General features: G+C 69.2%; 26 protein-coding genes. 6 read left to right on the top strand and 20 right to left on the bottom strand.

The features are described from left to right. Positions 1-2: 2 nt before the first annotated feature. The 15 genes from ACXMYJ_RS02155 to ACXMYJ_RS02085 all read right to left on the bottom strand — a co-directional run bounded on the left by ACXMYJ_RS02155 (position 3) and on the right by ACXMYJ_RS02085 (position 11,604). A complete protein-coding gene (locus ACXMYJ_RS02155; protein ID WP_460353668.1) occupies positions 3-1,232 on the bottom strand; it encodes a serine/threonine-protein kinase in 1,230 nt (409 codons plus the stop codon). 55 nt (positions 1,233-1,287) lie between these two features. After that, on the bottom strand, positions 1,288-1,725 hold the full coding sequence (locus ACXMYJ_RS02150; RefSeq protein ID WP_396884655.1) for an Rv3654c family TadE-like protein: 438 nt from the start codon (positions 1,723-1,725) through the stop codon (positions 1,288-1,290). Then, entirely contained in the window at positions 1,625-1,939 is a 315-nt protein-coding gene (locus ACXMYJ_RS02145) for a TadE family type IV pilus minor pilin (RefSeq protein ID WP_460353795.1), read from the bottom strand. Before ACXMYJ_RS02145 ends, ACXMYJ_RS02150 begins: the two co-directional genes overlap by 101 nt. 14 nt (positions 1,940-1,953) lie before the next feature. After that, a complete protein-coding gene (locus ACXMYJ_RS02140; protein ID WP_443187210.1) occupies positions 1,954-2,157 on the bottom strand; it encodes a DUF4244 domain-containing protein in 204 nt (67 codons plus the stop codon). A 24-nt stretch (positions 2,158-2,181) separates the two neighbouring features. Then, positions 2,182-2,754 carry a type II secretion system F family protein gene (locus tag ACXMYJ_RS02135; RefSeq protein ID WP_460353665.1) on the bottom strand — a complete coding sequence of 191 codons (573 nt, stop codon included), beginning with the start codon at positions 2,752-2,754 and terminating at the stop codon, positions 2,182-2,184. After that, the gene (locus tag ACXMYJ_RS02130; RefSeq protein WP_460353663.1) at positions 2,751-3,533 is read right to left on the bottom strand and encodes a type II secretion system F family protein; all 783 of its coding nucleotides are present in this window, start codon (positions 3,531-3,533) and stop codon (positions 2,751-2,753) included. The genes ACXMYJ_RS02135 and ACXMYJ_RS02130 overlap by 4 nt, the downstream gene beginning before the upstream one ends. Next, on the bottom strand, positions 3,530-3,706 hold the full coding sequence (locus ACXMYJ_RS02125; RefSeq protein ID WP_460353660.1) for a conjugal transfer protein TrbB: 177 nt from the start codon (positions 3,704-3,706) through the stop codon (positions 3,530-3,532). Before ACXMYJ_RS02125 ends, ACXMYJ_RS02130 begins: the two co-directional genes overlap by 4 nt. A 103-nt stretch (positions 3,707-3,809) precedes the next feature. Further along, complete coding sequence (locus ACXMYJ_RS02120; protein WP_011782546.1) at positions 3,810-4,244, bottom strand: DUF6262 family protein; 435 nt, start codon at positions 4,242-4,244, stop codon at positions 3,810-3,812. Next, positions 4,241-6,466, bottom strand: coding sequence for a tyrosine-type recombinase/integrase (locus ACXMYJ_RS02115; RefSeq protein WP_011777823.1), 2,226 nt, complete (start codon positions 6,464-6,466; stop codon positions 4,241-4,243). The genes ACXMYJ_RS02120 and ACXMYJ_RS02115 overlap by 4 nt, the downstream gene beginning before the upstream one ends. An 8-nt stretch (positions 6,467-6,474) precedes the next feature. Further along, on the bottom strand, positions 6,475-7,674 hold the full coding sequence (locus ACXMYJ_RS02110; protein WP_460353657.1) for a tyrosine-type recombinase/integrase: 1,200 nt from the start codon (positions 7,672-7,674) through the stop codon (positions 6,475-6,477). A 22-nt stretch (positions 7,675-7,696) separates the two neighbouring features. Then, positions 7,697-8,944 (bottom strand): ImmA/IrrE family metallo-endopeptidase, encoded by a 1,248-nt coding sequence (locus ACXMYJ_RS02105; RefSeq protein WP_308212981.1) that lies wholly within the window; start codon positions 8,942-8,944, stop codon positions 7,697-7,699. Between the two features lie 46 nt (positions 8,945-8,990). Continuing rightward, positions 8,991-9,713 (bottom strand): hypothetical protein, encoded by a 723-nt coding sequence (locus ACXMYJ_RS02100; RefSeq protein WP_011777820.1) that lies wholly within the window; start codon positions 9,711-9,713, stop codon positions 8,991-8,993. A 422-nt stretch (positions 9,714-10,135) separates the two neighbouring features. Then, positions 10,136-10,543 carry a hypothetical protein gene (locus ACXMYJ_RS02095; protein ID WP_011777819.1) on the bottom strand — a complete coding sequence of 136 codons (408 nt, stop codon included), beginning with the start codon at positions 10,541-10,543 and terminating at the stop codon, positions 10,136-10,138. Positions 10,544-10,555: 12 nt separating this feature from the next. Beyond that, positions 10,556-11,335: a hypothetical protein gene (locus ACXMYJ_RS02090; protein WP_011777818.1), complete on the bottom strand. Its 780-nt coding sequence runs from the start codon at positions 11,333-11,335 to the stop codon at positions 10,556-10,558. 5 nt (positions 11,336-11,340) lie between these two features. Beyond that, on the bottom strand, positions 11,341-11,604 hold the full coding sequence (locus tag ACXMYJ_RS02085) for an SHOCT domain-containing protein (RefSeq protein ID WP_011777817.1): 264 nt from the start codon (positions 11,602-11,604) through the stop codon (positions 11,341-11,343). 154 nt (positions 11,605-11,758) lie between these two features. Between ACXMYJ_RS02085 and ACXMYJ_RS02080 the strand changes: the two genes are divergently transcribed. From ACXMYJ_RS02080 to ACXMYJ_RS02065, 4 genes are all read left to right on the top strand, one after another. Beyond that, a complete protein-coding gene (locus ACXMYJ_RS02080; RefSeq protein ID WP_011782545.1) occupies positions 11,759-12,136 on the top strand; it encodes an ArsR/SmtB family transcription factor in 378 nt (125 codons plus the stop codon). Beyond that, positions 12,129-14,111 (top strand): heavy metal translocating P-type ATPase, encoded by a 1,983-nt coding sequence (locus tag ACXMYJ_RS02075; protein ID WP_011777815.1) that lies wholly within the window; start codon positions 12,129-12,131, stop codon positions 14,109-14,111. The genes ACXMYJ_RS02080 and ACXMYJ_RS02075 overlap by 8 nt, the downstream gene beginning before the upstream one ends. 17 nt (positions 14,112-14,128) lie before the next feature. Further along, positions 14,129-14,536 (top strand): DUF302 domain-containing protein, encoded by a 408-nt coding sequence (locus tag ACXMYJ_RS02070; protein ID WP_011777814.1) that lies wholly within the window; start codon positions 14,129-14,131, stop codon positions 14,534-14,536. Positions 14,537-14,712: 176 nt separating this feature from the next. Further along, positions 14,713-14,943, top strand: a complete 231-nt coding sequence (locus ACXMYJ_RS02065) for a hypothetical protein (RefSeq protein WP_233209490.1) — start codon at positions 14,713-14,715, stop codon at positions 14,941-14,943. A 73-nt stretch (positions 14,944-15,016) separates the two neighbouring features. On the opposite strand, the gene ACXMYJ_RS02060 is transcribed toward ACXMYJ_RS02065, so the two are convergent. From ACXMYJ_RS02060 to ssd, 3 genes are all read right to left on the bottom strand, one after another. Next, positions 15,017-15,493: a hypothetical protein gene (locus ACXMYJ_RS02060; RefSeq protein ID WP_011777812.1), complete on the bottom strand. Its 477-nt coding sequence runs from the start codon at positions 15,491-15,493 to the stop codon at positions 15,017-15,019. Between the two features lie 244 nt (positions 15,494-15,737). Beyond that, positions 15,738-16,841: a TadA family conjugal transfer-associated ATPase gene (locus tag ACXMYJ_RS02055; protein WP_460353650.1), complete on the bottom strand. Its 1,104-nt coding sequence runs from the start codon at positions 16,839-16,841 to the stop codon at positions 15,738-15,740. Further along, positions 16,838-17,938: a septum site-determining protein Ssd gene (ssd, locus tag ACXMYJ_RS02050; RefSeq protein WP_460353647.1), complete on the bottom strand. Its 1,101-nt coding sequence runs from the start codon at positions 17,936-17,938 to the stop codon at positions 16,838-16,840. Before ssd ends, ACXMYJ_RS02055 begins: the two co-directional genes overlap by 4 nt. 456 nt (positions 17,939-18,394) lie before the next feature. Between ssd and ACXMYJ_RS02045 the strand changes: the two genes are divergently transcribed. Continuing rightward, positions 18,395-19,252, top strand: coding sequence for an HAD-IB family hydrolase (locus tag ACXMYJ_RS02045; RefSeq protein ID WP_460353644.1), 858 nt, complete (start codon positions 18,395-18,397; stop codon positions 19,250-19,252). Positions 19,253-19,700: 448 nt separating this feature from the next. Here the strand turns inward: ACXMYJ_RS02045 and ACXMYJ_RS02040 are convergent, their stop codons facing one another. After that, on the bottom strand, positions 19,701-20,447 hold the full coding sequence (locus tag ACXMYJ_RS02040; RefSeq protein WP_460353642.1) for a Fic family protein: 747 nt from the start codon (positions 20,445-20,447) through the stop codon (positions 19,701-19,703). 146 nt (positions 20,448-20,593) lie between these two features. Here ACXMYJ_RS02040 and acs point away from each other — a divergent pair, with 146 nt between their 5' ends. After that, positions 20,594-22,555 (top strand): acetate--CoA ligase, encoded by a 1,962-nt coding sequence (gene acs, locus ACXMYJ_RS02035; RefSeq protein WP_460353639.1) that lies wholly within the window; start codon positions 20,594-20,596, stop codon positions 22,553-22,555. Positions 22,556-22,562: 7 nt separating this feature from the next. Here the strand turns inward: acs and ACXMYJ_RS02030 are convergent, their stop codons facing one another. Continuing rightward, positions 22,563-23,267, bottom strand: a complete 705-nt coding sequence (locus tag ACXMYJ_RS02030; RefSeq protein ID WP_443187217.1) for a S1 family peptidase — start codon at positions 23,265-23,267, stop codon at positions 22,563-22,565. Positions 23,268-23,342 lie beyond the last annotated feature (75 nt).

Raw genomic sequence — 23,342 nt, 5'->3', positions numbered from 1 at the left:
CATCAGTCGTCGTCGCGACCCTTGTTGGCGCCGTTGCCTTTTCCGTTTCCCTTCCCGTGGCCGTTGTTGCCCTTCTTGTCTGGGCCCTTGACGTCGGCCGCGGGCGGCGGCTGCTGCGTCACCAGTGAGGCCGTGGGCGCGGGCGGCGGGGACGGGGGCTGTGTCGGGGGCGGAGCCGGCGTACTGGTGCTGACGGGTTGGACCGGCGTCGACGACGAGAACGGGTTCATCGCCACGGCGAGCGCCGCGACCAGGAAGGCCGCCGCAGCCGCGGCGATCAGAGCGTATCTGCGTCTCCGGGACGCAGGCCGTTGCGGCGGCGCGGCCCGGTGGTAAGCCGACGGCGGCAACGGTTCGGCGAGCACCTTGGTCGCCGGACGTGGCGGCACCCCGATCGGTGCCGCGCCGGCGCTCATCGCCGCGGCATCCCCGGCGAGTGCGGCGCGCATCTGGGCGGCGCTTCCGAAACGCAACCGGGGGTCACGGCTCATCGCGCGGTCGATGACCGCGGCGAGGACCGGATCGGCGCCGGTGTGCAGCCCGGCCAGCGGCGGTGGCGGCGCGTCCATGATCGCCCGGGCCAGCGCCACGGGATTGTCGTGCGGGAAGGCGCGGCGGCCCAGTACCGCCTCGTAGCCCATGACGCCGACCGCGTAGAGGTCGTCGGCGACCGAAGCCGGCGCGCCGGCGACGCGTTCGGGACTCATGTAACACAGCGTGCCGATGATCTGCCCGGTCATGGTGTGCGCGGTTCCGCCGCTCTTGGCGATGCCGAAGTCGGCGACCTGCATGCGGTCGCCGGTGGCCGACAGCAGGATGTTTCCAGGCTTGATGTCGCGGTGCAGCACCCCGCCGGTGTGCGCGGCGTCGAGCGCGGCGAGCACGTCGTCGAGCATGGCCCGCACCTGCGCTGCCGGCAGCGGGACCTCGGCGATGAGATCGGCCAGTGTGCGGCCCGGCAGCCGTTCCATCACAATGAACGGACGACCGTCGTGCTCGCCGAAGTCGTGGACCGCCACGATGTTGGGATGCGACAGCGCCGCCGCGGAGCGGGCCTCGTCCTGAAATCTGAGCCGGGCTCCCGGGTCGGCGTTGAGGTTCGGCAGCAGCAGTTTGACCGCCACCGGACGGTTCAGTCGCGTGTCCCAGCCGTCGCGAACCTCGGCCATGCCGCCGCACCCGAGCAGGCCCCGTAATTCATAACGGCCGGCAAGCGTCTCGCTGCCAGTCATGCCGGCAGCGTATCCGTACCCGCGGGGAGGTAAACCCACCGCGTCAGCTCCCCGATCAGCCGGCGACGGGACCGGCCCGGGCCATCGCCGACGCCGGACCCAGGACGAATCCGCCGGTGCGCACCGGGACGCCGGTACGAACCACGACGTCAAGGTCGTCGAACGCGCAGCCGGTCAGCGTCGCGCCCAAGGACCGGGCCACGTGCTCGGCGACCCCGCATGCCGCGGCCTGCCCCGCCGCGGTCCGAGACGCGGCGCTGAGCGCGGCAAGGTCGGCGGCGGCTTGCGCTCGATGGCGGGCCGTCACCGCCGACCCGATCGCCAGCCCGCCCCAGGTGAGGGTCAGCAGGACCAGCACCATCAGCGCCGCGGTGACGGTGGCGGCGCCGTCCTCATCGCTGGCCGGGCTCGGCCACCGACATCCCTTCGGCCGCGATGACGATGCCGGGCAGTACCGCCGATCCCGCGGTGACCCGGGCGACGACGAAATCACCGTCGCGGCGCACCGCGACGACCGCGTCGGGCGGCGCGATCTGCCGCGCCGCGTGGGTGGCCGACGCGTGATCCCCGCGCGCCGCCAGCCGGGCCGCCTCACGGGCGGCATCGATGCAGCGCACCTGTAGCGACACCGCGGTGAGCCCCGCGACGCAGACGACGAGCACGGCCACCAGCGCGGCGATCGCGAAAGCGGCTTCGGCGGTGGCGATTCCGGATTCACCGCTCAGATGTTGGTGTTCAGCGCCCGGCTGATGATGTTGGTCAGCGCGGACACGATCGAATCCCCGGTGACCACGGTGTACAGGATCGCGCCGAACGCCGCCGCGGCGATGGTGCCGATGGCGTATTCGACGGTGGACATGCCGTCGTCGGCGACAGCCAGCACGAGCATCCTGGTGCGAATGTCGCGGATACGGTCTTTCCACATGCTTTTCCCCTTTTTCTCTGGTGTTCACAGCACTCCCGACTGCAGGACGTCTCCGGCCAAGCCGGCGACGACCGGCACGATGCCCAGGCACAGGAACGCCGGCAGATAACACAGCCCGAGCGGCCCCGCCATCAGCACCGAGGCGCGTTCGGCCTTCGCACCGGCTGCGTCCGCGGCTTCGGCCCGGAGCTGGACGGCCAGATCCTCGACGCCGCGGGCCAGCGCCGCGCCCGACGTGGCGGAGCGGCGGGCCATCCGCAGCACCGCATTCAGGGCGTGGCCGGGGGCCGCGTCGGGACTCGACCACGCGTGCGCAGGGTCGGCGCCCAGCGCCGTCAGATCGGCCGCCCGCCGCAACAGCGCAGCCAATCCCCGCGGTGCGGACTCGGCCACCGCGGACGCCGCGGCCGACACCGCCATGCCGGAACGCAGGCACGCCGCAAGCACGTCCAGCGTGGCTGCGACGGCGAGGACGTCATCGGGCCCCGGCCGTCCGCGCACGGGCCGCGCCGGTTGCCGGCCCCGGCGGACCCTGGCCTCCGAGGCGGGGGGCAACGTCAGTACAGCGAGCGCCAGAAACAGTGCGGGCCAGGTCATGTCATGACGCCGGCCATGATGCGGTCGGACCACAGCAGTCCGGCGCAGACGAACGTCGTCCCGATCACCAGCAGCCATCCGCCCGCGCCGGACAACAGGAAGCTCAACGGATCTGCGCCTACCGCATGCCCGAGCAACACGCCGAGCACCGGCAGCCCGGCCAGGATCGCCGCGGTGGCGCGCGCACCGGCCAGACCGGCTTCGACACGGCCGCGGAAGCGTTCACGCTCGACGACATCGCACTGCGCGGCCTGAATCAGGCTGGCCACCGCCAATCCCTGCGCCTGCGCAAGACGCCAACACACCCCGAGCCGTTCCCAGTACCCCGGCAGCAGGGACCGGCGGCCCTCGGCGCGCAGACCTTCGGCGACGTCCGCCCCGAGCAGGGCTCGGGCCGCGACCGCGCCGAGCGACGTCGCCGTCCGGCCGGTGGACTCCTGCGCCGCGGCGCGCATCGCCGCGACCGGGTGGGCACCGACCCGCAGCTCGCCGAGGAGCACGTCGAGGGCGGCCTGCAGCGCCGCCGCTTCCGCCGCGCGATCCCGCCGCCGTGCGACGGCCCGGTTGCGCGCCAGCGGTGTCGCGGCCAGCAGGCCGAGGGACACCGCGGCGGCGGGCGTCGACGACACCGCCACGGCGACGCACACCCCCAACGCGCATACCGGCGCCGGGACACGCAGCCGGCGGGTCTGCGGCGCCGGGAACAGCACCGCGCGCCGGCGCGAGCGGACCGGCACCAACAACACCGCCGCAGCCAGGGTCAGCGCGGCGACGGTCATGTCCTGCTCCCCCCCTGCACGAGGTCATGCAGCGTGTCGGCGGCCGGACCGAAACCCGTGTCGGCGTGCCAGCCGGTGAGGACCTCGACGATCCCGTCGTCTCGGCGCCGCAGCACCCCCACCTCGGCCAGGCGCCGGCGCCCGGTGCGATCACGCGCCACGTGCAGCACCACCCGGATAGCTTATCTGTAACGGGTTGTGGGGTGTGTAGGACTGTCACCCACGTGGGTTTTAGATGGGGTTTTCTCGTAGGGGACACTGTTATCTGTAACGGTGTCACCGACGTTGGCTCGCGGTGGGTGTTGCTGTGTTGCGGAGGCGGTGCAGTTCGCCGTGTGCGGTGGCGAGGGCTTGTTCGAGGGTTTTGTTCTCGGCTTTGAGTTCGGCGATCTCTGTCTGGTAGCGCTGCTTTTGGGTGCGGAGTTGTTCGCGCAAGGCGGTGACGATGCTGGATTCGGTGTCGGGCTGGGGTGTCGTGGGTGCCGGGTTGAGGGTGGGTTTGGCTGATTCGGCGTGGATCTGGTCGAGCAGGTTGCTGTGGTTGTAGACGCTTTTGCGGGAAACCCGTGCGTGTTTGGCGACGGTTTGCGGGTTGATCGTGAGCCCTTTTCGGCGCATGTCCTTGATCGCTTTGGCGATCTTGTTTTCGGTGGCGGCGTAGCGCTTCTTGGCGTGGGCGACGATCGCGTCGGTGGAGCGCGGTGTGGTCATTGCTCACCGGTGCGGGGTCGGCTGGCCTTGTCGAGGGCGGATTGGTGGGCTCCGCGGGTTTGGATCTGCAGCAGCGGCAGTCGTTTGCCTGTGCCTGGGCCGGCGACGGAGTTGTCGGCGGTGGCGGCGAGGCGGTCGATGATGGCATGCAGCGAGTCGATTTCGCGGTGTCGTTCGATGATCCAGATGTTGTCGTCACCAAGTTCGCGGCCGGCGCGTTGCCGGTATTGGTCGCGCCGTGTCGCGATGAGCGCCTCGGTCGCGGCGAGCTGGGCGCGCAGTTCGTCCAGGTGTGTGGTGTCGGTGGCGAAGTGCCCGCAGCCCAGGCAGGCGTTGCCTTTGTCGCATTGTTTGAGCGGGGGCAACAGACAGACCCCGTTGGGCAGGACGCGGTCGGTGCGGGCGGCCAGCTGGGTCATCTCGTAGATGTCGTGCGGGGTGATGTCGATGTCGGCACCGTGTGCCCCGATCTTCTTGTGTTTGAGGAATTCCGCTTCGGCGGTCGCGGCCAGCGTGGCGGCGTAGCGGGCGGTCATTTCGGGGCTTTTGTGGCCGAGGTAGCGCTGCACGACGTGGAACGGAACGCCATCGTTGAGCAGTTCGGTGGCCCGGGTGTGACGCAGCCTGTGAGTTTGGGTGAATCGCAGTGCCCGCCCGGCGCTGTCGGTGAGGGTGTGGCACTTGTCGAGTTTGTCGAGCATGGCCCGGTAGGTGGTGTAGGAGCGGGGCCGTTGCCCGCGGTGCTGATTCTTCAGCCCGAGAAACAGGTATTTGGATTGCAGCTGAGGGTATTTGGTGGTGAGCCATCGTTGTTGCTCACCGATGATGTCGACGATGGCTTGCTCGACCAGGATGGTGGGGACGATCCCGTCGACTTTGGTCTGTTGATAGCGCAGCCGCGCCACGAACGCCCCGTTGTCGGGTTCGGTGCCGACGGGCCGGTCCTGGCCCGGGATCGCCTCGAGCGGGTCGTAATCGAGCATCAAGATCTCCGAGGCCCGCCTGCCGGTGAGTGCTTGCAGCAGCCAGATCCGGGCGGCTTGGGGGTCACCGAGGCCTGCGAGGACCGAGAGGTCCCCGTCGGGGCCGGTGAGCACCACTTTCTGTTTGGGTTCTGCGGCCAAAACGTCGAGGTAGGCGAGCATGCGTTGCAGGTCGGCGGTGGAATGCCAGGTGAGTTCGCGTGCGCGGCGGCGGTGTTTGGGGGCGTTGATGGGCGACCATAACGCCGTGTGGGTCAGGGTGATGTCGCGCCAGCGTGCCGTGGCGGTGGCCGTCGCTGCCTCGGCGGCGTGGTCGTGCATGAACGTGTAGAACGACTGGGTTTGGGCTTGCAGGCTAGCGACCGTGTCGGAGGTGAGCCGCTCGGAATGGGTGGCGGCCTGCGGTGAGCGCAGGTAGTCGAGGTAGTCGAGGAACACCGTGCGCAGCTGGTCGGGGTCGGTGCTGATCAAGGGGTCTTGCAGATGACCTGCGGTGGTGGCGAAGTGGCCCAGCTGCGAGCCGAGGTTGCGGGCCCGGTCAACGACCGAGGACCAGGTGAGCAGGTCGTAGGTCAGGGCGCTGCGCAGCCAGAACCGCAGGCCTTCGCGCAGCCAGTCTGGGGTGATCCCGCGCAGCCGCACCGTCTGGTCGTGGCAGGGTTCGTGCGGGCGTTGCGGGATGCGGGGATCGGCGCGCAGATCCCAGATGTCGTGGGCCCACCACGGGGTGTCGGTGCACGATACCGACACGTTCAAGTGCAGGTGTTCGATGAGGTGGCTGATGTTGCGCCGCGATCCGGGTGAGGGCAGCCGGTTGTTGCGGCGCTGAAAGCTCAACGCGGCCTGGCGGATCAGCTCGGTGGGATCGAGCTCGGCGATACTAGTGGGCGCAGCGCCGGTGCGGGTGGTGTGCTCGGAGATGGCCGCGGGCAGGGTGCGCACCAGCCACGCCAGCAGCGACGGCTCGATCTTGCGCAGCTGCTGATCCCAGCACCACCACACCCACCAAGCGATTTCCTCGGCGAATCGCGGTGGTGCGGCGGGGGTGAAGTCGTGGGCGGCCCCGGCGCGGTTGCCCCGCAGGTAGAACTGGTTGCGCAGGAACACCTCCTGGAAGGGTGCGGTGTCGATCGGATAGACGGGCTTACGCCACTGCCCGGGCACTCGGGCCCATTGGGACTGCCAGGAACTGACCGCGACCGGGGATGAGGCCGCGCCCCGGGGCGGCGGTGGGTCCATCGGTGTGGTCACGGTGTGAGTCCTTTCCAGCCGGCCACGTAGTTGCGCCATTGGGCCAGGGTGCGCATCTCGGCGTCCTCGGTGACCCACCCGTAGGTGGAGAGGGTGGTTTGGATGTCGGCGTGGCCCAGGCGGCGCATCACCACGTGTGGGGCCGCGCCGGAGAGCAGCAGCGCGGTGGCGTGGGTGTGGCGCAGCCAGTGCGGAGACCACCCCTGTGGCAGCGCCCCGGCGGCGCGGCTGGTGACCGAATCGACTTTGGCGTAGACGGTTTCAGGACGCGTCGGCGCGAACGGTGTCCCCGCGGTCAGGTTGACGAACACGAAATGAGTGGTCAGGTCCGGCACTGCCAGATCCGCGCCGTGATCGATCAGATGCCACACGTAGGAGGAATACAGCGCCTCCAGGTCGTCACCGATATAGACCCGCCGCGGGGAGAGCGTCTTGCCGCGCGCTCCGCGGGGGTGGTCTTGGCGCGCGGCGATATCGATCCACGGGGTGCCGCCAGCGCCGATGTGGAAATCGTGGTGCCGCAACGATAATGCCTCCCCCAACCGCATCCCCGTTTCGGCCAGCACCGCGAACAACAAACGGTCGCGCAGCCCCGATGCCGGCCCGGACCACTCATGGCCGGTTTGGGTGGCGCAGCCATCGAGAATGAGCCCGACCTGGGCGGGCAGCAGCACCGGGGTGGCGGCGCGATTGCCGCGGCGCACCGTGTAAGTGGGGCGGTCCTTGGCCGGCCGCGCCGCACCGACCCCGGCCAGCATCGGGATGTAACGTGACCGGCCACGTTTGCCGCGGCTGGTGTGCAGCCGCTGATACGGGCCGACGAGCCCGTGGGCGTCGGCGTGGTAGCGGTAGCAGGCCAGCACCGCCGCGGCCCGCAACGCGGTGCTGGCCGCGCCGAGCCAGCCCTCGGGGGCGCCGATGCGGGCGGTGCCCGGCAGGTCCCCGGTGCGCAGATAGGCCAGAAACTGCCCGAACAGGCTGGTGCTGATCTCACGCCAGTCGGTACCGGTGTGCTCCAGCACCGTCCACCAGGCCGCCAGCCCCGCGGCGTAGGCCTTCACCGTGTTAGGGGAGGCCTCGTCGTCGCGCAGAAACTGCAGGAACTCCTCGGCCGGGTCGATCGGCAGAAAATCCGGACCCACCACGGTGAACGTATCGGTGTCCTCGGCCAGGGCGATGCGTTGCGTGCGTGCCATCGCCGATGTCCCACGAATCCGTTCAGGCTTGCCGGCGCGACCGGAACCGCTCCGAGGCCGCCACCACCACCGTGTCACCACGGTCGGTGCCGCCCACCGGGGCCAGCGCAACATCGACCCGCGCCGGCCGCGGCGCGCTCGCCCCGCGCTGTCCGGCTAGGATGTCGGCCAGCAGATCGGCCGGGAAGATCAAATCCAATGCAGCCAGCATCTCCACCGACGTCGCGCCGTAGCAGGCCTCGACCCACTTGATCAGCAGCCGCGGCTGCTCGGGCAGGCGGGCGTCCCACCCAGGTTCGGTCTTTCCCCAGGTGCGCCCGGTCTCGGAGTTGATCCGGGTGTAGAGCTGGCGCTGCAGCATCGCCGCGCGGTGCTCATCGATCAGCTTGGATTCGCGCAGATGCATGATCAACGCGCCCAACGAAATTCCCCACTTCAACTTCACCGGCATCAGATGATTCAGGGTCGGGGCATCGGTGATCTCGGCCGCGATCGCCGCCGCCGGCGCCAAGAACTCCGACGCGAACCGCGACGCCTCGTTCTCCTGGTCATCGCTGACCTCGCCATGGCGGTGCAACACCAGATGGCCGATCTCGTGGGCGACCGTCCAGCGGCTGCGTTCCCAGGAGTCGATACTGCGCATCAACACCAGTGGGCGTTGCCGGAACTCCCCGGTCCGCGCCGAGCAGCCCAGATGCTTCTCGGTCAACCCACCGGCGGGTTCCTCGTCTTGGGTGTCCCAGTCGATGCGACCCGTGGAGCGAGAATGCTTGGTGCGCAACACCACCGGAACCCCGGCCGCTTCCAAGTCATAGGTCAGATAGCGGATCGGCTCGCACGCCTCGCGGCCCAGCCACGCCCTGGCCTTGGCCGCCGCGGTGACCACATCGGTGCCCACCGGCAACGGCTCCAGCGCCACCACGGGCCCCTTCTCCACGCCGTTGAGCTGATCGACCAGATCACCGACCACGTTGGCGAACACCGCCAAATACTCCTTCTCGGTGACCGTCGTAGCCTTGGGCGCCCGGAACAGCAGATCCCGCGCTGCGACCCGTGACACCGGTGCAGTGGTGAAAAACCGTGCCGGGAAACGCAACAACGCGACCAGCGCCTCGAACTCGAGGGCGTCCAAGGTGGCGGTCTCGGCCTGCTCCAGACGCGTCTGGCGCGGGGAACGCCACCCCATGTGCTCCATCACCGCCGTGGCGGTCATCTGCCGCAGCACCCGGGCCTGGCGGACCCGTGCGCCGAACACCTCGACCGTCATCACCGACCACCTCGTCCCCGGTAAACCCCGGCCGGTACCCCGCACTCATTTACGCGCCCGGATCCCCAGTGTCGGTGGACTTCTTGCCGAAAATCTCGTTGAAGTCCCCGTCGGGCTGGTAATCGGTGACTGCCTGCTGCTCCTCGGCCGCCGTCTTGGGCCGGATCGCCGGCGGCAACGCGGTGAACACCAGGATCCGCTCGTCGTTGGTGTTCAAGTCGGCCACCGCGGCCAGGATCGCACCCGCCACCGACGCCTTGTCCGGTGTCGGCCACCAGTAGACGATCAACTCGTATTCCTGCTCCAAGCCCGGCGGCCCCATCACCGGTTCGGCGGCACCGTCGTCGAGGAACAACTGCACCCCCGGCTTCGCCGCAGGTGTGGCCTGCGGCAGAAACAGCGCCAGACCGTCCACCACGTCGGGTGCCAGCTTGCGCACCCTGGCCATGGCCATATTCGAATCGCCAAGCCGTACCGACGTATTGGACCCCGAGGTCATCCGCAACGTGGAATCCGGGCCGCAGGACGCGCTCGTGGGCACCTCTCGCGTCGACTCGCCGGTACGGGTCAGCGCATCCATACCGTTCATCGCCAGCACGGTCGCCCGCACGTCCCCGCAGAGCATGCCCCCGGGGATCTGACGCGGGTCGGGAAACCGCCGCGCGTGCAGGGCCACCACTTCGTCGTAGGCCGCTTCGATCTCCCCGAGCAGCCGGGCGAAGGCGGAGCGATGCTGCTTCATCAGCCGCTCGACCAACTCCTGTAGGTCCATGGCTGAAATATTGCACGTCTATTCCTACATCGTCACGGAGGCGCGCCGTGTGTCGCGTGGACGATTTCTGCTGGTCAGGCACCTTCGTAGTATACATGTGTAAGAGGTGAAATGCTGTGCAAACACGGCCATTTCGACTGGTTTTAGGTGGTGCGGCGGTGTCGAATCCGCTGCAGTGAGCCGCCCCGAGCGAACCGACCCTGCGACGCTGCCGGGCGCCGAAGTCAGGGCCGCGCAGGCATCGAACACGTGTGTGAGTGTGACAGGTGAGACAGGTGTGATTGGTCAACCGGTGAGTGCGTGTCGCTCGACGCCGTCCGCATTCTCGCCGGATTCCTCGCGCCGACCGCGGATGCGCCTGGGCTTGACGTCACCGAACTCTCGGCGATCACAGCGGCTTCGGTGGTGCGACGGCAGCGCTGTTAGTAATCCCACGGCCCGGGGCCCATCATGCCCGGTCCGTACTGTCCAGGACCCCACTGTCCCGGGCCCATCATGCCTGGCCCCCACTGTCCCGGGTCCATCGTGCCCGGTCCGTATCCGCCGGGACCCATCATGCCCGGTCCGCCGTATCCGCCGGGGCCCGTCATGCCCGGTCCGTATCCGCCGGGACCCCATGGTCCGGGTCCCCAGCAATTGGGGTCCCAGCCGTTGGGTCCCCAGCACTGGTCCCATGGGCCCTGGACCGGCAGTGCGGGCCCGCTGGTCGATGAAACCCCGCCTGGGGGTTGTGCGAGGGTGGTCGTCTCGCCGCCGCTGAGCCCGATTGCGACCGATCCGGCTAGCGCGAGGATGGTCGCGGTGGTGATCGTTGCACGTCTGGTGAACATGGTTCGTCTCGCTTATTTGGGTGGGCTGGTGACGTCGAGTTCGGCATACATCCCGGCCCAGTAGTGGCCGGCGATGTTGCAGATCAGCTCGTAGCGTCCCGGGGTCAGGGTGATGGTGGTCCAGCCGGTGCCGCCAGGGCCGATGCCGTATTGGGGTGACTGTTCGTCACCTTTGTCGGCGCCGCAGGTGCGGGAGGCCTCACCTAGGCTGCCGGCCTCGTCGACCTTGCCGTCGGGACCGGTGACACGCCATCCGGGGTACTGGCCCTGTGCCAGGGGCAGCACGACGAGCTCGTGGCTCAACCCGCCGGTGTTGAGTACCCGAAACGACACCGGTCCCGCCGGAACGGAGGCCGGGGTGACGACGATGCGCATCATCCCCATGCCCGGCCATCGGTAGCCGGTTTGCCCCGGGCCATTCGGGCCGTTCCAGCCCGGCCCCATCATGCCGGGGCCCATCATGCCGCCGCGGCTCATCATGCCCGGGCCCATCATGCCGCCGGGGCCCATCATCGCTCCCATGTCGGCGAGGGTGACGTCGACCACCGCACCGGGTAGGGCGGGCGCGGAACAGGACGGCGGCGGGGCGGCCGGGTACCGCCAGGGGCCCATCATGCCCGGGCCCATCGAGCCCGGACCCCAGGCGCCTGGGGCGTTCGGGTAGGGGGCGTTGGCGACCGGTGTTTGGCGGCCGAACGGCCCGCCGGGGTGCCAGATCGCGGTGGTGGTGACCCCGAGGATCACCGATGCGATCGCGATGGCCAAGATCAGCCAGAGACGGTGGGAGCGCATCGCGGTCAACGGTGTTCACGCAGCAGGGTCATACGCCGCTGATATTCGTCTTCGTCGATCTCGCCGCGGGCGAAGCGTTCGGCGAGCAGCCCTTCCGCGCGTGCCGGCCCCGGTCCGGGCGGGTGCGCGCCGGTGTGCCGCGGACCGGTCAGGTAGCGGATGGCCAGGACCACGGCGGTGATCACCGCCGCCCAGAACAGCACCATCAGCACGGTCATCAGGATCCAGCCACCGGAGCCCATGCCGCCCCAGCCCCAGCCGTCATACATCATGGTCGTGTCCCTTTCGCCTGAAATACCAAGCCCCGCACCGGGGGCTGCTCAGGCCAGCCTGCTCGCGCAGTGCCGATGCCAGGTAGGGCCGATGGTCCTCAATGATCGGTGTCTTTCGGTATTACCAGCTAAAACACAGTATTATCGTCCAATGACGATGGATAGTGCGGGTTGTCTGGCCGGACCGGCGTCGGGTGTGGATGCGGCGGTGGCGTTGTTCCGTGGCCTCTCTGATGGCACCCGGTTGGCGATCGTGGGCCGGTTGGCTCACAGGGAGGCCCGGGTGGCCGACCTGGTTGCGGAGTTGGGGTTGGCCCAGTCGACGGTGTCGGCGCATGTGGGGTGTCTGCGCGAGTGCGGTCTGGTGGCGGGCCGTCCGCAGGGACGGCAGGTGTTCTATTCGTTGACCCGCCCGGAACTGCTCGATCTGTTGGCGGCGGCCGAAACACTGCTGGCGGCCACCGGCAACGCGGTCGCGTTGTGCCCCAATTACGGCACAGGCAGCGCATCGGGGTCTGCCTGTGAGTGACACCTGCTGCGGCCACGACGACCCCGGTGCCGAGCGCGATGAGCGCGAGCGGGGCCCGGAGAAACTGTGGCAGGTCAGCGAGATCCGGGCTGCCGCGCTGGCCGGGGTGCTGCTGCTGGCGGGTCTGATCGTGGGCTGGGCTGGCGGACCCGGGCCGGTGACGCTGGTGGCGGAGGCCGCGGCACTGGTGATCGCCGGTGTGACCTTCGTCCCGTCCACGTTGAAGCGGTTGGTGGCGGGCAAGATCGGTGTCGGCACGCTGATGACGATCGCCGCTGTCGGTGCGGTGTCCCTCGGTGAGGTCGGCGAGGCCGCGATGCTGGCGTTCTTGTTCGCGATCAGCGAAGGCCTCGAGGAGTACTCGATCACCCGCACCCGCCGGGGCTTGCGGGCGCTGCTGTCGCTGGTCCCTGCCGTCGCCACGGTGCGCCGCGGTGGGCGCGAATACCGGGTCGCCCCCACCGAACTCGCCGTGGGCGAGGTGATGGTGGTCAAACCCGGGGAGCGCATCGCCACCGACGGGGTCATCACCGCGGGCCGCAGCGCGCTGGACACCTCGGCGATCACTGGGGAGTCGGTGCCGATCGAAGCCGGCCCCGGTGATGCGGTGTTCGCCGGCTCGATCAACGGCACCGGGGTGCTCGACGTGCAGATCACCGCCACCGCCACCGACAACTCGCTGGCCCGGATCGTGGCGATTGTGGAGGCCGAGCAGGCTCGCAAGGGTTCCAGCCAACGCCTGGCCGACCGGGTCGCCAGCCCGCTGGTGCCGGCCGTCATGGTCGCCGCGGCGATCATCGCCGTGGCGGGCAGCGTGGTCGGGGATCCGCGGGTGTGGATCGAACGGGCGCTGGTGGTGCTGGTCGCGGCCTCACCGTGCGCGCTGGCGATCGCGGTGCCGGTCACCGTGGTCGCCGCGATCGGCGCCGCGAGCAAGATGGGTGTCCTCATCAAAGGCGGTGCCGCGCTGGAGGCATTGGGCCGCATCCGTGGGATCGCCCTGGACAAGACCGGCACGCTGACCCGCAACCAGCCCACCGTCATCACCGTGGTACCCGCCGACGGGGTTTCGGGCGGCGAGGTGATGGCGGTGGCCGCCGCGCTGGAGGCCCGCAGTGAACACCCGCTGGCCGCGGCCATCCTCGCCGCCACCGATCAGCTCACTCCGGCCCGCGATGTTGAATCGGTACCCGGTGCCGGGCTGTCCGGGTGGCTGGACGGGAGTCTGGTCCGGCTCGGGCGTCCCGGCTGGATCCAACCTGGCCCGCTGGCCGAGGTCATCGACCGGATGCAGCGCGCCGGGGCGACCGCGGTGCTCGTCGAACGCGACGGCGCCGTGTTGGGTGCGGTGGCGGTGCGCGACGAACTGCGACCCGAAGCCCCCGAGGTGATCGGTGGGCTGCGCGCCCACGGCTACCAGGTGGCGATGCTGACCGGGGACAACGAGCGCACCGCCCGGGCGCTGGCCGCCGACGCCGGCATCGACGACGTGCACGCTGACCTGCGGCCCGAGGACAAGGCCCGCATCATCGAGGAACTGCGCTCCCGGCGGCCCACCGCGATGGTCGGTGACGGCGTCAACGACGCCCCCGCCCTGGCCACCGCCGACCTGGGCATCGCGATGGGCGCCATGGGCACCGACGTCGCCATCGAAACCGCCGACGTCGCCCTGATGGGCCAAGACCTGCGCCACCTGCCCCAAGTGCTGTCCCACGCCCGCCGATCCCGGCGCATCATGCTGCAAAACATCGGCCTATCGTTGGCGATCATCACCATCCTGCTGCCCCTGGCCCTACTCGGTGTCCTCGGCCTGGCCGCCGTGGTGCTCGTGCACGAACTCGCCGAAATCGTCGTCATCGCCAACGGCGTCCGCGCCGGGCGCACCCAACCCCTAGCCGGGATCCCGCAACCACACGGCCGGCGGGTGAGCACCCGCCGCGCGACAGCACAGATCGGAAACGCCGCACACCGCTGAGCAGGAAAGAGACAACGATGACCAAACTGGCACTATCAACCACACTGCACACCTCCTTCGACGACGCGGTCACGCGAACCCGAAAAGCCCTGGCCGACCACGGGTTCGGGGTGCTCACCGAGATCGACGTGAAAGCCACCATGAAGGCCAAACTCGACGTCGACATGGCCGACTATCTGATCCTGGGAGCCTGCAACCCGCCCCTGGCGCATCAAGCCGTGCTCAGCGACCCCGAGATCGGGCTGCTGCTGCCCTGCAACGTCGTCGTGCGCGCCGACACCACCCACGGCAACGACACCGTCATCGTCGATGCCATCAATCCCGCGCTGATGGCCGACCTCAGCGACGCACCCGGAGTAGCACAGGTCGCCGAACAGGTCACCACCAAACTGCAAGCCGTCATCGACGCACTCGACCACACCTAACCCTCCCCCGGCCGCGTTCGCCGCGCGAACGATGACAAGTGCGTGCTGCTGGGGCGGTAGGCCACCGGCCACGCTGTTGGAGAACACCCGCAATCAAAGGCCGACCTGCACTCGTCAGGCCGGCTAATCCGATTGTCGTCGACGGCAACCCCGATCCGGAGGCGTGTTTATGCCGCTTGGATATCGCCGATGCCGTCGAATTGACCGAGCTGCTGCAGTTCGTCAACGACTGGCTCGCCTCCGACACCGGGCGCCTCGACGCATCACTGACCCACTACGTCGGTCATCCCGGCTGCACCGCCGATGAACTGCGCGCCGACCTGGACCGGTTCATCTTCCTACTCTGGCAACGACGGCGAACCACTCTTCGGACGCGCATAGCAAGAAGCACGCCGCCGATGCCCTAACGAGGTGGCTCCACCACCCTGTCGCAGCACAGCGGTAGGGGCTTGGTGCAGCCCAACCCGCGGGGTGAAAGGGCTACCGCTGAGGCGTGGTTGGGACGGCCGGAGTTGTGGTCGGCGATGGCTGCTGACCGGGGCCCATCATCCCGGGTCCCCACGATCCAGGCCCCATCATCCCGCCCGGTCCCCACGATCCAGGGCCCATCATCCCGCCGGGTCCTCCGGGGCCCATCATCCCGCCGGGTCCTCCGGGGCCCATCATCCCGCCGGGCCCCATCATCCCGCCGGGCCCCATCATCCCGCCGGGCCCCATCATCCCGCCGGGGTAAGACATTCCGCGCCCGTCGCGGTAACCGCCGCCGTACTGCTTTCCGACGAAGAACCCGGAGAAGAAGATCACCGCGACGATGAACACGACACCAGCAACGATGCCCACCCATGCCGCGCTCTGGGTGAGCCTGTTGGGACGGTCCGATCCAGGCGACAGCTCCCCGCGCCCCTGCTCGGTGGCCACCGCGGTCGGTTCAGTCCGGGATTCGGGCGTTTCGGTCATGACTCGATCATGCCGATGCCACCCAGGCGATGAATCGAAACGCCGCGTTCTTCATCGAATCTTCACTGAACCACTAGCTCACCAATACCGATCGACGATGCCCCGGATCGATCTGGAGATCATGGGCGGTCGCCATGAGCGCTACGCAGGAGCGTTCACTTCAGTGGCGCCTGACTTCTGTCGACCGCCCATTGGACAACAGATCTGTCACGCGGGGATCCAAGTCAGACCCCTGACACACGTCCTACACATGCGTACGGATTAGCAGACCTACCCGGTCGGTAGTACACATGTAACTTACGTGCCTACCAGCGGCAGCGAACGGTTTCACAGTTCCCGTTACAGATAACGCACACGCGGCGAGCTGGCTGTGCAGCGCGGCGCGGTCCAGACCGCCGAGGGCCGCCAGAGCCTCGAACCGGGCCGGCACCTCGGCGGGATTGTTCGCGTGTACGGTCCCGGCGCCGCCGTCATGGCCGGTGTTCAGGGCCGTCAGCAGGTCCACCACTTCGGCTCCACGTACCTCGCCGACGACGATGCGGTCGGGTCGCATCCGCAACGCCTGCCGGACGAGGTCACGCACGGTGACCTCACCGGCGCCCTCGACGTTCGCGCACCGCGCCACCAGTTTGACCAGATGGGGGTGCGCGGGCGCGAGCTCGGCGGCGTCCTCGACGCAGACGATGCGCTCCCGGCCCGGTACCGCGGCGAGCAGCGCCGCGAGCAAGGTGGTCTTGCCGGCACCCGTACCGCCGGAGATCACGAACGCCAGCCGCGCGCCGATCACGCCGCGCAGCAGCTCGGCCGCCTCTGGGCCGACCGCGCCCGCGGCGGCCAGCGCGTCGAGGTTCTGATTGGCCGGCCGCAGCACGCGCAGTGACAGGCAGGTGCCGCCGGCGGCGACCGGCGGCAAGACCGCGTGCAGCCGGACGTTGAGCGCGGCCCCCGGCTGTGCGGCGCCCAGTCCGCTCAGATTCCCGTCCACCCACGGTTGGGCTTCGTCGAGTCGGCGGCCGGCCGCCAGCGCCAGCCGCTGCGCGAGCCGGCGCACCGCCGCGTCGTCGGCGAACCGCAGATCGGTCCGTCGTAAGCCGGTGCCATCGTCGACCCACACCGCGTCGGGTGCGGTCACGAGCACATCCGTGACGCCGGGTGCCGACAGCAGCGGATCGAGGATGCCCGCGCCGAGCAGTTCGGTCTGAAGTTGGCGAAGGTTGGTCAGCACTTCGGCGTCGCCGAGGACACCGCCGGACTCGGCGCGGATCGCGGCGGCGACCACGCTGGGCCGAAGCGGGGACGACTGCGCGGCCAGCCGCTCCCGCACCCGGTCGATCAGCGGGGCGCTCATGCGGCGGCCTCGACGGCCGGCCCGAGTTGCGGATTCTGGCCGAGTACGGCTAACACCTCGCGGGCCGCGCGGGCCAGTGGTGAACGGGTCCGCACACGCAACCCGCCTCGCTCGAGCGAACTTTCGACACCGGGCTGCGGTCGCATCGCCGCGAGCACGGGCAGACCGACGATGCGCGCGACATCCAGCGGGCGCAGGCCGCCCGGGGACGGGCCGCGCACGACGACGCCGGCATTGGGGTTGATGGCCGTCGCCCACATCGCGGTCACAGCGGCCGCGGCGCACGAACGGACATCGGCAGGCGTGACCAACACCACCAGATCCGCCGCCGACACGGCCGTGTCGCTCGCCGGGCCGGGCCGCCGCGCCACGTCGCAGACGACGGTCAGACCGGCGCGGCTGCCGGCCTCGACCACGGCTTCCAGCGGCGCGGCATCGATGTCGTTGCTGACAGCGTCACCAGACAACACCCGACTGGCAGAGAGGATGCTCACGCCGTGCCGCGACGGGAGCGCATCGCGGAGGGCGGAGAAGGCGATCCGCCCACCTGCCGGTGAAAGATCGGGCCACCGCAAACCGGGTTCGGTCTCACTGCCCAGGACCAGATCGAGCCCACCGCCCCACGGATCCCCGTCGATCAAAAGGGATTTCGCGCCGATCTTCGCCAGCGCGGTCGCGAACACCGACGCGCCTCCCCCACCGCGGCCGGCCAGCACGGCCACCACCGGTCCTCGCGCGCCGGTGTGCCGTGCGGCGTCGGCGGCGTCGGCCAGCACGGCCATCAGCGCGCGATCATCTGCGGGCAACGTCACAACGCGTTGCACACCGACAGCCACCGCAGCCTCCCAGTCACTGCGCTCGGGCGCTGCTGCGCCGCTGATCAGAAGCACTCTGGGACGTCGGGGCAGATTACGCGCGGCACACCGGCGGGCGGCCGCGGCGTCGAGCAGCACCGCCGCCGCCCCGGACCACACCCGATGACTGGACGGATCCGCCGCGCGCACGACCTGCATGCCTGCGGCGGCGACGATCCGGTCGACATCGGTGCCCAGCAGCGGGTCGTCGACCAGAACCAGGATGGCGTCGGAGGCGGACATGACCCCAGCCTCGACCGGTTCCGCACCGCAGGCCAGGGCTCTGGAGGGTCCTGGCTACGATCTGTGGATCGACGCGAGACTGTGGATAACCGGCGGACAGCACGTCCGTGCGCAGCGAAAACAGCATTCCGCAACGTCGTTTTCGGGACATTTTCTATCCGCTTTGCGAAAGCCGCCACGACTTTGCCAATAGCCCCCACAAAAGGGACGACCCCCGCCAGGGGGGGAGGAGGCGGAGGTCGTCGTGTATCAGCCCCGGGGGGTCGGGCTGATGCACACCCGGCATAAGCCGAGTAATGACAACTATACACACGCCGGACAGGGCCGGCGCAAGTATCGAAATGGCAACAACCCGGGCAGAGACCAGGAAAGATGCAGTCGCAGACAGGTGTCGTGATCTGCCAATTTGTACGATCTGCCGCGATCTGTCACACAGCCCACGCCTATGCTGACCATGTGACGTCACCCGAGCCGGCGACCGAGGGTAGCCAGGCACCGACAGCGCCGTCTCCGTCGGAGACCCCCGTTCGCACAGCGGCCTTCTTCGATCTCGACAAAACCGTCATTGCGAAATCGAGCACTTTGGCTTTCAGCAAACCGTTCTTCAGCCAAGGGCTAATCAATCGGCGCACCGTGCTGAAGTCGTCGTATGCGCAATTCCTATTCCTTATGTCAGGGGCCGACCACGACCAGATGGACCGGATGCGCTCCTACATCGCCAACATGTGCGCGGGGTGGGATGTCGAGCAGGTGAAAGCCATCGTCGGCGAGACGCTGCACGAGATCGTCACCCCGTTGGTGTTCGCTGAGGCCGCCGAGCTGATTGCCGACCACAAGCTGTGCGGCCGCGACGTGGTGGTGGTTTCCGCGTCCGGCGAGGAGATCGTGGCACCCATCGCCCGTGCGCTGGGCGCCACCCACGCGATGGCCACGCGGATGGTGGTCGACGAGGGCAAGTACACCGGCGACATCGCCTTCTACTGCTACGGCGAGGGCAAGGTCGAGGCCATCCGCGCCCTCGCCGATCGAGAGGGTTACGCGCTCGAGCATTGCTACGCCTACTCGGATTCGATCACCGATCTGCCGATGCTCGAACTGGTCGGGCATCCGACCGTGGTGAACCCCGACCGGGCGCTGCGCAAAGAAGCGGCCGCCCGTGGGTGGCCGGTGCGCACGTTCTCCAAACCGGTGTCGCTGCGCGACCGGATCCCCGCGCCGTCCGGGGCGGCCGTCGCGACCACCGCCGCGGTAGGGGTGAGCGCACTGGCTGCGGGCGCCCTGACGTACTCGCTGTTGCGCCGATTCGCGTTCTGAGGCAAGCCACCTGCACCGACACACCGGTTGCTGGACCGGGAGAGTAACGATCCGGGTTCGCACCCTGATTGGCACTTGATGTGACCGTGGTCACGGAGTACAAAGGAACGCAAGGCAGCCGGGTGAGGCCAAGGCCGAGCCGGAAGAGAAGGCTCGATCTCCCGATCTCGGCTCCTAGCACGGGTCCCGGAACCCACGCGGCGCACGCACCGCGGGAGAGGTGAAGGCGTTGCGGGCCTGCGTGATTGCGAAGATCTGACGGCCATTGCAGCCCTTTGGGTTGGGCTGCAGCCGTAGCGGAGCGCAATTACGCCGAGGCCACCCACGCAACCCGATATTGCACGCTTGGTAACCGGTGACCCGTGCTAGCGGGCGGTGAGCCGACTCGGTCGCAAGACCGATCGGAGCACCGCCCGCTTCGTGTTGCTGGAGGGTGCGGACGGCGGGGTCAGGACGTCGCGGCCTGCGCGATCGAGAGCGCTTCGCGCGCGCCCGCGTGCAGCGCCTCGCTGCTGAGCACCAGCCATGCCGCCAGACCATCCGGCGTTCCGGAGGCGAATCCCCGTGCCGCAGCGCGGTAGTCACCGGATCGCCGCATCCAGTGCACCTCGGGCACACCGAGCCCGTGCGGGTCCAGACCGGTGGCGATCGTGATGAGCCGCGAGACCGCCCGGGCGACCACACCGTCGGCGGTGCCGAACGGTTCCAGCGTCAGCAGTTCCCCGTGCGCGACCGCGGCCAGCACGGTCGCAGGCACCCGGGTTCCGCCGGTGGCGAGGTCGGCGAGCAGCTCCAGCCGGCGCCCCACCCCTTCCCGCGGGCGGCCCAGCGCCTCGTCGCCGACCAGGTCGGCCGCGGCCAACGCGTGCAGTCTGGCGATGGCCTGCAGCGGGGCGCGCCGCCACACTCCGACCAGTGCCCCCTCACCGCCTTCGAGCGCCTCGGCGACCCGTAGCGCGCCGGCGAGCACCGGGTCGCGGTCTCCGTCCGGCGCGAACTGCAGTGGCCCGCCGTCGAGCACGGACGACGCGCGCGCGGCCCGCAGGGACGCCTCGGCGGCGTTCTTGGGCCAGCCGCGCAGGTTCGTACGGTGCCGGTGAGCCCTGCCCAGCGCTTCCCGGGCCTCGTCGCCGGCCTGCGCGACCCCGGGTAACGTCGTCAGCGGCGCCAACGGATCGCCGGCGGTCGGGCTCATCGAAGGGCACCAGGGGTCACGCGTGGACACGGTAGTCGACCAGTGACCGCGTGCGCCGTGACGCTCGTCGCGGCGAAAGCGCCGCCCACAGCCGCAGAAGTGAGTTGCCAACCTCTTTGCAACGTTGGGTGACTACCCTCACACACATGACCGAGACGCATGTGGACGCGATTGCGTCCTACCCCCCGGCTCCTGAGTTCGCCGCGAACGCCAACGCCACCGAGGCGCTCTACGAGGAGGCCGAGGCCGACCGCTTGGCGTTCTGGGCGAAGCAGGCCGACCGGCTGAGTTGGGAGACCCCGTTCACCGAGGTGCTGGACTGGTCGGACGCGCCGTTCGCGAAGTGGTTCGTCGGCGGCAAGCTCAACGTCGCCTACAACTGCGTCGACCGCCACGTCGAGGCCGGCAACGGCGACCGCGTCGCGATCCACTGGGAGGGCGAGCCGGTCGGCGACGCCCGCGACATCACCTACGCACAGCTCAAGGACGAGGTGTGCCAGGCCGCGAACGCGTTCGCCGAACTCGGCCTGCGGGCCGGCGACCGCGTTGCCATCTACATGCCGATGGTGCCGGAGGCGATCATCGCGATGCTGGCGTGCGCGCGTCTGGGCGCGATGCACAGCGTGGTCTTCGCGGGCTTCTCCGCCAGCGCCCTCAAGGCCCGCATCGATGATGCGCAGGCCAAGCTGGTCATCACGACCGACGGACAATATCGCCGCGGGAAGGCGGTTTCGCTGAAGGAGGGTGTCGACGAGGCCATCGACGGGCTCGGTGACGACAGCCCGGTCGAGCACGTCGTGGTGGTGCGCCGCACCGGCATCGACACCCCGTGGACCGAGGGCCGCGACCTGTGGTGGGACGAGGTCGTCCCGAAGGCCTCGACCGAGCACACGCCTGAGGCTTTCGACTCCGAGCAACCGCTGTTCCTGCTGTACACCTCGGGCACCACCGGCAAGCCCAAGGGCATCATGCACACCTCGGGGGGCTACCTCACCCAGGCCGCCTACACGCACTTCAACGTGTTCGATCTCAAACCCGAGAGCGACGTGTACTGGTGCACCGCCGACATCGGCTGGGTCACCGGGCACACCTACATCGTGTACGGCCCGCTGGCCAACGGCGCCACTCAGGTGGTCTACGAGGGCACCCCGGCCTCGCCCGATGAGCATCGCCACTACCAGGTCATCGAAAAGTACGGCGTCACCATCTATTACACCGCTCCGACGCTGGTCCGCACGTTCATGAAGTGGGGCCGTCAGCTGCCCGCCGAGCACGACCTGTCGAGTCTGCGTCTGCTCGGGTCAGTCGGCGAGCCGATCAACCCGGAGGCGTGGCGCTGGTACCGGATGGCGTTCGGCGGGGACAAGACCCCGGTCGTGGACACCTGGTGGCAGACCGAGACCGGCGCGATCATGATCTCGCCGCTGCCCGGCGTGACGGCGTGCAAGCCGGGATCGGCGATGCGCGCGCTGCCCGGCATCTCGGCCAAGATCGTCGACGATGACGGCAACGAGCTCGAGCCGTCCGCTGACTTCGGCGAGCACGTCACCGGCTACCTGGTGCTCGACAAGCCGTGGCCGGCGATGCTGCGCGGCATCTGGGGCGATGAGGAGCGGTTCAAGGAGACCTACTGGTCTCGCTTCGCCGAGCAGGGCTGGTACTTCGCCGGCGACGGCGCCCGGTACGGCAGCGACGGCGAGATCTGGGTGCTGGGCCGCATCGACGACGTCATGAACATCTCCGGGCACCGGATCTCCACCGCCGAGGTGGAATCCGCGCTCGTCGGGCACTCGGGAGTGGCCGAGGCGGCGGTCGTCGGCGCCACCGACGAGCACACCGGCCAGGCCATCTGCGCGTTCGTCATCCTCAAGTCCAGCGCGCACGGCGGGCAGGAGGACATGATCGACGAGCTGCGCGCCGAGGTGGCCCGGGAGATCTCCCCGATAGCGAAACCGCGAGAGATCCACGTCGTGCCGGAGCTGCCCAAGACCCGCAGCGGCAAGATCATGCGGCGCCTGCTGCGTGACGTCGCCGAGGGCCGCGAGCTCGGCGACACCTCGACGCTGGTGGATCCGAGCGTGTTCGAGGCGATCCGGGCGAGCAAGTAGGCCGGGGCTAACCCGCCCCGACGGGTACGAAACCGCTGCCGGGCCGGCCCTTGGCGGTGATGTCGGCCAGCTGCGTGTTGAACGACATGGTCACCGCCGGGGTGTGCAGCGGGATGAACTTGATCACGCACGTCGGCAGGTCCTCGGAGAACGCGCCGTGGATCATGCCGACGAGCCGGTTGTTGACGGTGACGGGTGCGCCGGAGTCACCCGGCTGCCCGCACACCTGGTTGACGATGGTCCCCGGCTGTTCTCCGGGGCCCCAGGTGACTCCGCACGAATATCCGGTGGTGCGACCGAGTTTGCAGGCCACGTCGCCGAAGCGGGGATCTGGCGCCAGGCCGTCGATGCGGAAGCCGTTGACCGTGTTGACGGGTGTGACCTTGGCCGGGTCGAACTTGATGACGGCGTAGTCGAGGATGTCGTTGCCCGCGACCATCGTCCCGACGGGGCCCGCGTCCTGATCGGCCTCCGCGGCGACGACGGCGCCCGGGCCGCCGCAGTGCGCCGAGGTGAACCCGATCAGGCTGCCCTGGCTGTCGGTGCCGATGGCGGTCAGCGTGCACAGCGTCTCGCCGTCGACGACGAGCCCGGAGCCGCCACCGAGGGCCACCGGCGGTGCGGCGTGGGCGGGAACGGTGGCGAGGGTCAGCAGGGCGACCAGAGCCAGGAGCGCCGCGCGGACCGGCACAAAGCGCCCGCTCGTGTTCAAATGTCAATCCCCTATCGAGGTGCCCGACCCGCCCAGCAAGGAACTCGCGCAGTCTATCCTCGGGCGGAATCGTTT

The organism is Mycobacterium sp. ZZG, from assembly GCF_054786995.1.
Note: the sequence above shows the minus strand (reverse complement) of the source record. Positions and strands in the feature narration are given on the sequence as shown.

Bases quoted from the DNA above. Each gene is read 5' to 3' on its own strand.
- ACXMYJ_RS02080 (WP_011782545.1), top strand. From the start codon at position 11,759: ATGACGATGGATAGTGCGGGTTGTCTGGCCGGACCGGCGTCGGGTGTG.
- ACXMYJ_RS02060 (WP_011777812.1), bottom strand. From the start codon at position 15,493: ATGACCGAAACGCCCGAATCCCGGACTGAACCGACCGCGGTGGCCACC.
- ACXMYJ_RS02090 (WP_011777818.1), bottom strand. From the start codon at position 11,335: ATGCGCTCCCACCGTCTCTGGCTGATCTTGGCCATCGCGATCGCATCG.
- ACXMYJ_RS02055 (WP_460353650.1), bottom strand. From the start codon at position 16,841: ATGAGCGCCCCGCTGATCGACCGGGTGCGGGAGCGGCTGGCCGCGCAG.
- ssd (WP_460353647.1), bottom strand. From the start codon at position 17,938: ATGTCCGCCTCCGACGCCATCCTGGTTCTGGTCGACGACCCGCTGCTG.
- ACXMYJ_RS02110 (WP_460353657.1), bottom strand. From the start codon at position 7,674: ATGGCACGCACGCAACGCATCGCCCTGGCCGAGGACACCGATACGTTC.
- ACXMYJ_RS02120 (WP_011782546.1), bottom strand. From the start codon at position 4,244: ATGACCACACCGCGCTCCACCGACGCGATCGTCGCCCACGCCAAGAAG.
- ACXMYJ_RS02155 (WP_460353668.1), bottom strand. From the start codon at position 1,232: ATGACTGGCAGCGAGACGCTTGCCGGCCGTTATGAATTACGGGGCCTG.
- ACXMYJ_RS02040 (WP_460353642.1), bottom strand. From the start codon at position 20,447: ATGAGCCCGACCGCCGGCGATCCGTTGGCGCCGCTGACGACGTTACCC.
- ACXMYJ_RS02140 (WP_443187210.1), bottom strand. From the start codon at position 2,157: ATGTGGAAAGACCGTATCCGCGACATTCGCACCAGGATGCTCGTGCTG.
- ACXMYJ_RS02130 (WP_460353663.1), bottom strand. From the start codon at position 3,533: ATGACCGTCGCCGCGCTGACCCTGGCTGCGGCGGTGTTGTTGGTGCCG.
- ACXMYJ_RS02100 (WP_011777820.1), bottom strand. From the start codon at position 9,713: ATGGACCTACAGGAGTTGGTCGAGCGGCTGATGAAGCAGCATCGCTCC.
- ACXMYJ_RS02085 (WP_011777817.1), bottom strand. From the start codon at position 11,604: ATGTATGACGGCTGGGGCTGGGGCGGCATGGGCTCCGGTGGCTGGATC.
- ACXMYJ_RS02115 (WP_011777823.1), bottom strand. From the start codon at position 6,466: ATGGACCCACCGCCGCCCCGGGGCGCGGCCTCATCCCCGGTCGCGGTC.
- ACXMYJ_RS02095 (WP_011777819.1), bottom strand. From the start codon at position 10,543: ATGTTCACCAGACGTGCAACGATCACCACCGCGACCATCCTCGCGCTA.
- ACXMYJ_RS02070 (WP_011777814.1), top strand. From the start codon at position 14,129: ATGACCAAACTGGCACTATCAACCACACTGCACACCTCCTTCGACGAC.
- acs (WP_460353639.1), top strand. From the start codon at position 20,594: ATGACCGAGACGCATGTGGACGCGATTGCGTCCTACCCCCCGGCTCCT.
- ACXMYJ_RS02135 (WP_460353665.1), bottom strand. From the start codon at position 2,754: ATGACCTGGCCCGCACTGTTTCTGGCGCTCGCTGTACTGACGTTGCCC.